The organism is Halomonas sp. AOP22-C1-8 (genome assembly GCF_052378905.1).
GTDB lineage: Bacteria > Pseudomonadota > Gammaproteobacteria > Pseudomonadales > Halomonadaceae > Vreelandella > Vreelandella citrativorans.
The window spans coordinates 127,214-138,117 of sequence record NZ_JBQSYD010000003.1 but is presented as its reverse complement, the minus strand read 5'-3'; the positions used below and the strand labels follow the sequence as shown (position 1 = coordinate 138,117).

The window sequence follows — 10,904 nt, the reverse complement described above, 5'->3', positions numbered from 1 at the left end:
TTTACGCCAACGCTTGGATACGGTCCGGGCGGAAACCCGACCAGTGATCATCACCAGCAACGACCACTGGAAGCTGGCGGTAGCCAAGGGCTTCTACTTCTTGCTGGGCACCTGACTCAGCGGTGATATCGATAACGGTATACGCTAGACCCTGTTTATCCAGAGCACGGTAGGTAGCAGTACACTGAACACAAGCAGGCTTGCTATAAATCTGGATTGCCATGGTCATTTTCCCCTTTTCATAGCGGTATTTTTCGGGCAGAGCATATCTAGTACCTCCCCCTCTCTGAAGACATCACGCATACTATATATAGACCATGGGAAAATCAATTCAAGCATATATAGTATTTTTTCATCCACAGGTTATTGACAGCTCATGCCCAGCCTACGGTCTGGAAACAAAAAAACCGCCCCACAGAGGGGGCGGCATTGTGCAGGCGCCAGCGGCTGGCATCCTGCCCGACATAGCGCTAAATTAAGCGATAGCAGCCTGGTAGCGACGCTCTACATCTTCCCAGTTAACGACGTCAAAGAACGCAGCAACGTAGTCAGGACGCTTGTTCTGATACTTCAGGTAGTAGGCGTGCTCCCATACATCCAGGCCGAGCAGCGGCGTGTTGCCGTGCATCAGCGGGTTATCCTGGTTCAGCGTATTTTCAACAACCAGCTTTTTTGCGGGAGTCACGGAGAGCCATGCCCAGCCGCTACCAAAACGACCTACGGCTGCCTTTTTGAACTCTTCCTTGAAGGAGTCCAGGCCGCCTAGTTCGCTATCAATAGCGTTGGCAACATCGCCCTGAGGCTGACCACCACCGTTCGGCGACATCATTTGCCAGAACATGGAGTGGTTGGCATGGCCACCGCCGTTGTTAATAACTGCTTGGCGCTTGGCTTCCGGCACACGGTCCAGGTTTGAGACGAGCTCTTCAATCGCAACGTCCTCAAGACCTGTGCCCTCAAGTGCAGCGTTGAGGTTATTGACGTACGTTTGGTGGTGACGCGAGTGGTGAATTTCCATGGTCATCGCATCAATATGCGGCTCGAGTGCGTCATAAGCGTACGGCAGTTCGGGAAGTGTATGTGCCATATTATCATCTCCTTGAGTGGCTTGCGTTGCGTTCATCATGATAGGTGTGGTCAGCCCACACCTTTTTCAACCGCTTTGGCGGCACTTTCTCACATTGCCCGTACTTTAGCCAACTACGGGCAGTTTATCTAATTTACTCTCCTAAAAAAGCCGGCTTTTAATAAGCCGGCTTGGGTAAACCAAGTCAATCCAGAAACGCCTTACAGCTTGCTCTCAAGTTCAGGCAGAATCTCGAACAAATCGCCTACCAGACCATAGTCCGCTACTTGAAAGATCGGTGCTTCGTCGTCTTTATTAATCGCGACAATGACCTTGGAGTCTTTCATGCCCGCCAAATGCTGAATGGCGCCCGAAATACCTACGGCAATATAGAGATCAGGTGCCACGATCTTGCCGGTTTGCCCGACCTGCATGTCGTTAGGAACAAAGCCTGCATCTACCGCTGCCCGTGAAGCGCCTACGGCCGCCCCCAGCTTGTCGGCGATACCGTCCAGCAGCTTGAAGTTCTCGCCATTGCCCATGCCACGGCCGCCTGAAATAACCACTTTGGCGCCACCCAGTTCGGGTCGGTCGGACTGTGCAAGTTCTTCTTTAACAAAGCTTGACTGGGTATTTTCAACCACCACATCGACCGCTTCTAGCGTAGCGCTGCCGCTGCCGCTGCTGGCAACGGCATCAAACGCGCTGGAGCGTACGGTAATTACTTTCAGCGCATCATCACTTTTCACGGTGGCGATGGCGTTCCCCGCATAAATGGGACGCAGGAAGGTGTCAGCGCTCTCAATGCCAATGACGTCGGAAAGCTGGCTAACATCTTTCAGGGCAGCCAAACGCGGCAACACATTTTTACCGGTTGTGGAGGCGCTCGCCAGCACATGAGTGTAACCACTGGCTAACTCCACCAGCAGCGCGCCCATGGGCTCAGCCAGTTGGTAAGCGTAAACAGCATTATCTGCAACCCGCACCTTGCTGACGCCATCAAGCTTGGCGGCTGCTTCAGCGGCAGCCTGGACGCCCTCTCCAGCCACCAGAACGTCAATATCGCCACCGATGGCTTTGGCGGCAGCTACCACGTGAGCGGTGGCGCTGGCGAGTTGGCCGTCATTGATATCGGCAAGTACCAAAATGCTCATTAGATCAGCTCCTTTCAAAGCACTTATCTTGAAGAACTTATCTCAAAGAACTTTTCTTAAAGAACTTTGGCTTCGTTTTTTAGTTTATCGATCAATTCATCCACCGACGCAACCTTAATACCGCCTTTACGTTCTGCCGGGGACTCGACTTTCAAAAGGCTTACCCTGGATGCCACCTCAATGCCGTAATCGGCAGGGGTTTTGACGTCCATCGGTTTCTTTTTGGCCTTCATGATATCCGGCAGCTTGGCGTAGCGTGGCTCGTTCAAGCGCAAATCGGTTGTCACAATGGCAGGCAGCGTCAGCGCAATGGTCTGCAAGCCGCCATCGATTTCACGGGTAACGTTAACCGTATCACCATCAATGGCCACTTCTGAGGCGAACGTGCCTTGCGGCAAGTTGGTTAAGGCAGCCAGCATCTGGCCCGTCTGGTTATTGTCGGTGTCGATCGCCTGCTTACCCAGGATGACCAAGCCGGGCTGCTCTTCGTCAACCACCTTGGCCAGCAACTTGGCAACTGCTAGCGACTCAACTCGCTCGTCGGTTTCGATGTGAATAGCGCGGTCAGCACCCAGCGCCAGCGCGGTACGCAGCTGTTCCTGGGCGGCTTTGGGGCCAACGGTGACGGCCACTACTTCAGTCGCAACGCCCTTCTCTTTTAGGCGCACTGCCTCTTCCACCGCAATTTCGCAGAAGGGATTCATGGCCATTTTGACATTGGTAAGATCAACGTCAGAGTGATCTGCTTTGACGCGGATTTTGACGTTATAGTCGATGACGCGTTTAACCGCGACGAGTACTTTCATAGGTTCCTCGCTTGGCTGGTGGCAAAAGCCGTTAACCAAAGTCGGCACCCGCCCAGCGGACACCGCTTATAAAAGAGTCAGCCTCGCCATACGCGATGACGATGCCGAAGAGATTCATGCAAGCGTTTGATAGGCACGCAGTTACAAAACCTTGTTAATTTGCCACAGCCTGCCCAATGGCAACAATACCCATTCGCTACCGCTATAGTCGAACAATCACCAAACAGGGCTACGTTTGGGCCACTGAGCATGAAACGCGCTTTTAGCATCGTAGGCGTGACCTGACCACGGTATTATGCCTATCATGGAGCATAACCAGAAGCAAACGACCGTTTTATATTAAGGCCGTGTTTTTATAAGGCACTGCACTTATGAGAATAAGGAGAGACCAGGTGGAAAATGTTGAACGCGACGTCATGGACTTTGATGTAGTGATTGTAGGCGCGGGTCCTTCTGGGCTTGCCGCTGCCTGCCGCCTGATGCAGCAAGCAAATGAAGCCGAACAAGAGCTGACCGTTTGTGTCGTGGAAAAAGGCTCTGAAGTCGGTGCGCACATTTTATCTGGCGCGGTGTTTGAACCACGGGCGCTCAATGAGCTCTTTCCCGACTGGCAAGAGCGTGGCGCCCCTTTGAACACTCCCGCCATTCGCGATGATGTTTACCTGCTCAAAGATGCCCAAAAGGCACAGAAGCTGCCCAATTCATTGGTCCCCAAAAGCATGCACAATACCGGCGGTGATCAAACGCGCTACGTGGTCAGTGCTGGTAATCTGTGCCGTTGGCTTGCCGAGCAAGCTGAAGCGCTGGGTGTTGAAATTTTCCCCGGCTTCGCCGCCCAGGACGTCATTATTGAAGAAGATGCCGTACGCGGCATTTTGATAGGTGACATGGGCGTCGCCGCTGACGGCACACCGAAAGATGGCTATATGCCGGGTATGGAGCTGCGTGCCAAATACACGCTGTTTGCTGAAGGCGCGCGTGGTCATTTAGGCAAACGCTTAATCAAGCATTTTTCCCTTGACGCCGGGCGCGACCCGCAACACTACGGCATTGGCCTAAAAGAGCTCTGGGACGTTCCCGCTGACAAGCATGAACCCGGGCTTGTGGTTCACGGTTCTGGCTGGCCGCTGGATAAAGATACCTCTGGGGGCTGGTTCCTGTATCACGCTGAAAACCAGCAGGTGGTGGTTGGCCTGATTATGGATCTTTCCTATCAGAACCCTTGGCTTTCGCCGTTTGATGAATTTCAGCGCATGAAGCATCACCCGGCGCTTAGCCAATATCTGGAAGGCGGTAAGCGTGTAGCTTACGGCGCCCGAGCGCTCACCAAAGGGGGCTTTAACTGCCTGCCTAAAATGACGTTTGCAGGCGGCCTACTGATTGGCTGTGATGCAGGAACCCTTAATTTCTCCAAAATCAAAGGCCTGCATACCGCCATGAAGTCAGGCCTGGTGGCCGCTGAAAGCGTTTTTGAAGCCCTAAAAGCGGGTGATGAAGGCGCGCAAGAACTCACTAGCTTTACCCAAAAGTGGGAAGCCAGCTGGGCTTACGAAGAGCTTAAAGAGAGCGCAAGCTTTGGACCCGCCATGCATAAGTACGGCACCGTGGGTGGCGGCGCTTACAACTTTGTTAATCAGTTGCTGGGCAACAAGCTGCCCAATGTTCACGACACGACCACTGATTACGGCGCTCTAAAACCGGCGGCTGAGTTTGAAAAAATCAACTATCCCAAGCCGGACGGAAAGCTCTCTTTTGATAAGTCGTCTTCGGTGTTTCTCTCCAACACCAATCACGAAGAGGACCAGCCGTGCCACCTGCACCTGGACGATCCTGACATTCCGATTAAGCACAACTTACCCAAGTATGCCGAGCCGGCCCAGCGTTACTGCCCTGCAGGCGTGTATGAAGTGGTAGAGGATGATGCTGGGCAGCCACGTTTTCAGATCAACTTCCAGAACTGCGTGCACTGCAAAACCTGTGACATTAAGGACCCGGCCCAGAATATTACCTGGGTAGCGCCTGAAGGCGGCGGCGGGCCCAACTATCCCAATATGTAAGCTGTAAACAGCAGGCGCCAAACAGAGCCACTTGCACCGCCTAACCGTTAGGCGGATTGCACAGGTGGCTCTAATCGCTCAATGGGTGCACGGCGAGCAATTAAACGTCGCCTGCCTGCTTGAACAAAACGCACATCAATGACCGGGTCAGAGGGATTACCTTCTACCGAGGCAATCTCTCCCTCACCAAAAACGGCGTGATGCAGCCGCTGTCCGGGGTAAAAGTGCTCCCCTGGCGCATAAGCGGCTTGGGGCTCCTTCACCTCGGGCGCCGTTAACGTAATATCGTCACGCCCTAACCGCTCAAGATAGCGTTGTACAATCGCTGGCGAAGCCGCCCGTAACACAGCGCTTGTGGGCTCGCTCTTCGCCAGGCACTCAGCAACCTGCATGCTGTCTTGCCATGCGCTTTCAGCAATAAAGCGACTTGGACGATGCGAGCCACCATCGTGCATAACCAGAAGCTGCTCTTCTGCGCGAGTAATCGCGACATAAAAGAGTCGGCGTTCTTCTTCAAGGCGCTCATCGCTTAGCGGCGTATCCCGGCTATAATGCGGGAAGTCTTCCTCATTGACGCCAGCGACGACCACAAGCGGCCACTCCAACCCTTTGGCACCATGCACGGTTGAAATCAGGACACCCCCGGCCTGGTTTTCAACCGGACGCTCTAATAACGCTATAAAGGCGTCCGGATCAGGCACGCCTTGAGCCTGTTCGATCAGCACATCCAAAAGGCGGACGTCCTCCTCGCCTTTATCCCGCCGGGCTGCGGCACGCTTTAGCGTTTTTTCAGCGTCGATGCTTTCCACCACATGGCTAAGTAATTTAGCGGATGGCCATGCACGTAGCCGGGGAAGCTCACACAATAACGCCCAGCGTTTTTTTAACGTACGCCGTTGAAGCGGCTTTAGCTCAGTAAGCACGGGGTCATGCCGTTCTGGCCACTCTTGCGTAGTGGCCAACTGGTAGGCCAAGCGCTGTAGCCGTTCCCGCGCGACAAAAGGCGTTGGCTGAGAGAGCAGTAACAGCAAGTGTTCTGGGTCGTGGAGAAGCTCAGGACGGCGAGATAGCTTTAAGTAACCCACTAACGCCTGCACCAACGGTAAGCGAAAAACAAAACGATCTTCACGCAGTAAGCGAAAGGGGATGCCGGCCTGCAATAACGCCAGCTGGAACGGTACGGAAAGTGCCCAACTGCGCACTAACAGGCTGACCTGGTGAAAAGCGCGCCCCTGCGCACTCCAATCCATCAAGGTATCCAGCAGGACAGCACTTCCCTGCCCGACCGATACCCGCGTATGCGGATTATTTGCCGCCGCCAAACAGAGCTGATCGGGGCGTCGTTGATTGGCAACAATCGCATGATTCGCGGTTAACGCCAGCGCATGCCCATGGCGAAACGTCGTTGATAGTGGGTAATCGGTGGGCCGCCCGAAGGTCGCGGTAAAATCCTCCAGCATGGTGTCCGGCCGCGCACCACGCCACTCGTAAATGCACTGATTAGCATCCCCTACCGCCATAACCGCCGCCGTGCTACCCGCCAATACCGCAAGGAGGCGTTGCTGCGCCGCGTTGATATCCTGATACTCATCAATAATGACGTGGTCCAAAAAGCCTTCCACGCGCTGGCGTAGCGTAGCGTCAGCTTCCAGCGCCTGGAGCGGCCGATACAGCAAATCGGCGTAGGTCATAAGACCTTCATCCGCGAGCATTCGCTCTGCTTCGTTAAACGCGCTGGGGAAGTAATCAGTGTCCGGCTCGTAGTTAAGCCGCTCATAAAGTGCTTGAGGTTCGGCCATTTCTGCTTTGACCAGATTACAAAAATGCGCCAGCGCCTCCAGGCGCTCGCCCTCAATGGCCGCATCGCGCCGCTCAACGCTTTCACGCAGCACATGTAAACTGGCCTGGCGAAGCAAGCGCTCCAACTGCCAGTCAGCCGACAGCAATCGGCGTGGTGCCAGCACTCCCCAACGGCACAGACTTTGGGTTAATCGATGCCCCAGCGAGTGAAAAGTACGCACCGCAGGCAGCGCCTGCCCGGAGGGGGACATGCTTACCAAGCGTTGATGAAAATCATCCCGTGCTGAGCGGTTAAACATCAGTATCAGCATCCGCTTGGGCGCAACCCCACCGGCCAGCAGATGCAGCACTCGGGCTGCCATGGTGGTGGTTTTACCCGCACCGGCGACTGCCGCTACTCTGGCATGGCCGTTTTCATGATGGACAACAGCGTGTTGTTCTGCGGTTAACTTCACAAAGCCTCACTCGGTGCGCCATTATCGCCGCCAGCGGCGTCCTCAGCATCCACACAGCCGAGTGGAAACCACTCACCGGCACTCCACACACCGACTTCACACTGGCCATTAGCCAGTATTTTCATACTTGCTGCATCAACCAGTTGATAAAACACATGGCGATGTAATCGGGCGGATAACCCATACCGGACAGCAATTTCCGGCAGCATCTCGCCACCTTGAGTCTCGCTGAACGCTAGAGGGTGTGTCGCGTCAAGGCGCACGACATCTTCAAACTGGGTCGTAAACCACCAGGCATCCTCATGAAAGTCGGCCTCAACAGCCACAAAAGGCAAATCGTCCACCTGGAGACACCAGCGCTCAACAGGCGTCACCAGGCAGTAGCCTTCCGGGTCGTGGCGCAACAGCGAGGATAGCAAACGCGCAACATCAGGGCGGGCAAACGGCTGCCCTTCGTGTAACCAGGTGCCGTCTGCTTGAATCACAATATTGATATCGCCAGACAGCGCTGGCTGCCATTGATCCACAGGCGGAATAGTGGCCACACTTTGACACTGCTGCAGGAGTCGATCAATATTCATTGCATCCGCCTTGCGCTAATACCGCTTAACGTGAAGACACGAGCCCAGACTGCGCCAGGGCCTGTTTAACATGCGCAGGCGCATCGGGCACGGCTGCTTTAAACAGCTGAAAGAAGTTGGCCGTCGTTTGCATGGCCACTTCATCGACGCTGATGCCCCGCGCTTTGGCGATGCACTCTGCCACCTCAACAACCCACGCAGGTTCGTTGGGTTTGCCACGGTAAGGCACAGGGGCCAAGTAAGGACTATCGGTTTCAATAAGCAGACGATCCAGCGGCAGTTGGCGGGCCAATTCACGCAGCGACGCCGCGTTATTAAAGGTAATAATACCGGACAACGAAATATAGAAGCCAAGCCGCACCGCTTCACGCGCCATGTCCAAGTCTTCCGTAAAGCAGTGGAGCACACCACCGACGCGTGGATCGCTATATTCTCGCAACAAGGCAAGCGTGTCTTCCTTGGCTTCCCGGGTATGCACGATAACGGGCAACTCAAGCTCGCGGGCAGCGATCAAGTGCTGCTTAAAGCGCTCATACTGCACCGCAACCGGCACGCTTTCCCGATAGTGATAATCTAGCCCGGTTTCACCAATGGCAATGGCGCCGTACTGCTCTGCGGCTTCTTGAATATCACTCGCCACTGGCTCTTGCACAGGCGTATGCAGCGGATGAAGGCCCGCAGAAATAGCGACGTCGCTATGCTCACGAGCAATCGCAGCGAGCCCTGGCATATCCTCAAGGCTCACTGAAATCGCCAAAAACTGGCTAACGTTTGCAGCTCTAGCCGCGTTTAGCGTGGCGGCGATATCACCACCATGCGTGTGCTCCGACAAACGATCCAAATGACAGTGCGAATCAACAAACATGAACGTCTCATCAACCAAAAAGAGAAATAAAAAGGCGGGATAACGCTAAAGCGTCAATGAAGGAGCCGTATGATCATCAGCTTCCAGCAGCATTTCGATGTGCTCGCGCAGAGCGCTATCCTTAAAGCTAAAGTGAACGCCAATTCCCGCAACGCGCTGACTACTTATCTCGTCAGGCGATACCCATACGACATCACCCAAAACCGTCAGGCGCTCACACTCACCTGGCAACGTGAGCAATAAAGTGACCTGATCACCCAGCGCATAGGGCGTTTTAGTCGGTACAAATAGACCTCCACGCTCCAAAAACGGCATATAAGCTGAAAATAGCGTAGACGCATCAGGCACGGTGAGGGCAAGGGCTTTTTGAATACTCATATCAACCTCGCTCGCCGGTAAATCCATGACCACCATCGTAACGACATGACTAGAAGGTGATGGTTGAAATCCATAGCCAACGCAATAGCGCTATGAGCGCAGCAGCGCTGCCCAACGCACTAGCCATGCTTCAAGCACCAGTTGCGGGTTTGGATTGGCTCCAACCGCTAACAGGCGCCGCTGTTCTCGGGCGTAATCCAGCAAACGAAACCAATCCTGCGCACGGCCGTTTTTGACCGCTTGGCGGTAAAGGGGTTCTAAATCGGGATTGTGCAGTACGCTTGCTTCACCTGAAATACCCAAGCGAATTAAGTCTTCAAGCCATGCGATACCGTACCACAAGATAGCGTCAATCGCTTGGCGGTCCAGCCGTGCAGCCTCCGATACCGGCTCAGCGCCCCGCACCAGTTGCTCAAAGCAGTCATGAATCTGGTGGCGCAATGCCCGCTCTTCAGGCGAAGCTAATTCAGCCGCCAAAAGCGGCAAACCACCCGACACCTGCCACCAAAAATACGCCTCTTCCTCACCGCCCAACTGTTCGATTAACCAGTTGCGACACGCAGTAAAAGGCACACTGGGAAACGACCACTGCTGGCACCGGGAACGAATAGTCGCCAACATCCGAGATGGCACATCAGAAAGCAGAATAAACAGCGTTTTAGCGCCAGGCTCTTCCAGGCTTTTAAGCAACGCATTGGCCGCGGCGATATTCATGCTCTCGGCCGGTGAAAGAACAATCACGCGATAACCGCCCTGTTGGGCGGTCTGTGAGACAAACCGATTAACCTCGCGAATAGGGTCAATACGTATCTGGCGCTTGCCTTCTTCCGGCGAAACCCGCAACAGGTCCGGATGATAACCCGACGCCAGCATGGAACAGCTATGACACTGGCCGCATGCCAGCACATTCGGGCTTGCGCACAACATGCGGGCAATTAGCGCCTCTGCCAGCTGCTGCTTACCCACACCGTGAGCGCCACTTAACAAAATGGCATGGGGCATACGCCCCTCATCTGACAGCCGCACTAGCTGCTGCCATGTGGCCTCATGCCAAGGCAGTAGACCACTTAACGCCATAGCGCTATCCGTTCGGCGAGCACATCCTGAATATCGGCTTGTACGCTAACCAGCGACTGATGGGCATTAATGAGCGCAAAGCGCTTAGGCTCAGCGCTGGCACGCTCCAGGTAGGCGTCACGGACGGCTTGAAAGAACTCGCCCCGCTCTTGCTCAAAGCGGTCACGCTGCTCATTTTGACTGTTAAGCCGTGACTCCAGGCGCGACTGCGCCGCCGTTAACGGCATATCAAGCAGTAACGTCAGATCTGGCGTTAGCCCCTTCTGCACAAAGGCTTCAAGCTGAGCAATGCGTTCAACCGACATACCCCGCCCGCCGCCCTGGTAGGCAAAGGTCGCGTCAGTAAAGCGGTCGCATACCACCCATGCACCGCGCTCCAATGCAGGCACTATTTTTTCGGCCAGATGCTGCGCTCGCGCGGCAAACATGAGTAACAGCTCAGCATCGGCGTGCAATGGCTCCTGGGGAGCAGGGTCCAGCAGTAGCGCGCGGACCGCCTCGGCCCGCGGCGTCCCCCCCGGTTCGCGGGTGCTCACCACGTCAAGGCCTTGCGCTTCCAGCGATGCGACCACAAAAGCCATATTGGTGGATTTACCTACGCCCTCACCGCCTTCAAGCGTAATAAAGCGTCCCCGCTTGGTCATTGCCATCCCTTAATCAACGCG

General features: G+C 54.8%; 11 protein-coding genes. 1 reads left to right on the top strand and 10 read right to left on the bottom strand.

Translation table 11 applies throughout. The features are described 5' to 3' along the window. Window position 1: 1 nt before the first annotated feature. From nrdH to ACT3TY_RS02885, 4 genes are all read right to left on the bottom strand, one after another. Complete coding sequence (gene nrdH, locus ACT3TY_RS02900) at window positions 2-223, bottom strand: glutaredoxin-like protein NrdH (RefSeq protein WP_087109257.1); 222 nt, start codon at window positions 221-223, stop codon at window positions 2-4. A 252-nt stretch (window positions 224-475) separates the two neighbouring features. Then, entirely contained in the window at window positions 476-1,087 is a 612-nt protein-coding gene (locus tag ACT3TY_RS02895; RefSeq protein ID WP_172116386.1) for a superoxide dismutase, read from the bottom strand. 200 nt (window positions 1,088-1,287) lie between these two features. After that, on the bottom strand, window positions 1,288-2,220 hold the full coding sequence (locus tag ACT3TY_RS02890; RefSeq protein WP_444627291.1) for an electron transfer flavoprotein subunit alpha/FixB family protein: 933 nt from the start codon (window positions 2,218-2,220) through the stop codon (window positions 1,288-1,290). A 56-nt stretch (window positions 2,221-2,276) separates the two neighbouring features. Beyond that, complete coding sequence (locus tag ACT3TY_RS02885) at window positions 2,277-3,026, bottom strand: electron transfer flavoprotein subunit beta/FixA family protein (RefSeq protein WP_172116384.1); 750 nt, start codon at window positions 3,024-3,026, stop codon at window positions 2,277-2,279. A gap of 392 nt (window positions 3,027-3,418) precedes the next feature. Between ACT3TY_RS02885 and ACT3TY_RS02880 the strand changes: the two genes are divergently transcribed. Further along, window positions 3,419-5,083 (top strand): electron transfer flavoprotein-ubiquinone oxidoreductase, encoded by a 1,665-nt coding sequence (locus ACT3TY_RS02880; RefSeq protein ID WP_172116383.1) that lies wholly within the window; start codon window positions 3,419-3,421, stop codon window positions 5,081-5,083. A gap of 47 nt (window positions 5,084-5,130) precedes the next feature. Here ACT3TY_RS02880 and ACT3TY_RS02875 read toward each other — a convergent pair whose 3' ends face one another. From ACT3TY_RS02875 to tmk, 6 genes are all read right to left on the bottom strand, one after another. After that, the gene (locus ACT3TY_RS02875) at window positions 5,131-7,338 is read right to left on the bottom strand and encodes an ATP-dependent helicase (protein WP_444627290.1); all 2,208 of its coding nucleotides are present in this window, start codon (window positions 7,336-7,338) and stop codon (window positions 5,131-5,133) included. Next, window positions 7,335-7,919, bottom strand: coding sequence for a DUF1285 domain-containing protein (locus tag ACT3TY_RS02870; RefSeq protein ID WP_444627289.1), 585 nt, complete (start codon window positions 7,917-7,919; stop codon window positions 7,335-7,337). Before ACT3TY_RS02870 ends, ACT3TY_RS02875 begins: the two co-directional genes overlap by 4 nt. Window positions 7,920-7,944: 25 nt before the next feature. After that, the gene (locus ACT3TY_RS02865; RefSeq protein ID WP_441677069.1) at window positions 7,945-8,784 is read right to left on the bottom strand and encodes a TatD family hydrolase; all 840 of its coding nucleotides are present in this window, start codon (window positions 8,782-8,784) and stop codon (window positions 7,945-7,947) included. Window positions 8,785-8,829: 45 nt separating this feature from the next. Beyond that, window positions 8,830-9,162 (bottom strand): PilZ domain-containing protein, encoded by a 333-nt coding sequence (locus tag ACT3TY_RS02860; protein ID WP_193053761.1) that lies wholly within the window; start codon window positions 9,160-9,162, stop codon window positions 8,830-8,832. 90 nt (window positions 9,163-9,252) lie between these two features. After that, window positions 9,253-10,239, bottom strand: coding sequence for a DNA polymerase III subunit delta' (locus ACT3TY_RS02855; RefSeq protein WP_444627288.1), 987 nt, complete (start codon window positions 10,237-10,239; stop codon window positions 9,253-9,255). Further along, window positions 10,230-10,883, bottom strand: a complete 654-nt coding sequence (gene tmk / locus ACT3TY_RS02850; protein ID WP_444627287.1) for a dTMP kinase — start codon at window positions 10,881-10,883, stop codon at window positions 10,230-10,232. Before tmk ends, ACT3TY_RS02855 begins: the two co-directional genes overlap by 10 nt. Window positions 10,884-10,904: the final 21 nt, after the last annotated feature.

What these genes read in the sequence shown, in the direction of transcription:
- ACT3TY_RS02865 (WP_441677069.1), bottom strand. Translation starts at nt 8,784, where the DNA reads ATGTTTGTTGATTCGCACTGTCATTTGGATCGTTTGTCGGAGCACACG.
- ACT3TY_RS02890 (WP_444627291.1), bottom strand. Translation starts at nt 2,220, where the DNA reads ATGAGCATTTTGGTACTTGCCGATATCAATGACGGCCAACTCGCCAGC.
- ACT3TY_RS02895 (WP_172116386.1), bottom strand. Translation starts at nt 1,087, where the DNA reads ATGGCACATACACTTCCCGAACTGCCGTACGCTTATGACGCACTCGAG.
- ACT3TY_RS02870 (WP_444627289.1), bottom strand. Translation starts at nt 7,919, where the DNA reads ATGAATATTGATCGACTCCTGCAGCAGTGTCAAAGTGTGGCCACTATT.
- tmk (WP_444627287.1), bottom strand. Translation starts at nt 10,883, where the DNA reads ATGACCAAGCGGGGACGCTTTATTACGCTTGAAGGCGGTGAGGGCGTA.
- nrdH (WP_087109257.1), bottom strand. Translation starts at nt 223, where the DNA reads ATGGCAATCCAGATTTATAGCAAGCCTGCTTGTGTTCAGTGTACTGCT.
- ACT3TY_RS02885 (WP_172116384.1), bottom strand. Translation starts at nt 3,026, where the DNA reads ATGAAAGTACTCGTCGCGGTTAAACGCGTCATCGACTATAACGTCAAA.
- ACT3TY_RS02860 (WP_193053761.1), bottom strand. Translation starts at nt 9,162, where the DNA reads ATGAGTATTCAAAAAGCCCTTGCCCTCACCGTGCCTGATGCGTCTACG.
- ACT3TY_RS02855 (WP_444627288.1), bottom strand. Translation starts at nt 10,239, where the DNA reads ATGGCGTTAAGTGGTCTACTGCCTTGGCATGAGGCCACATGGCAGCAG.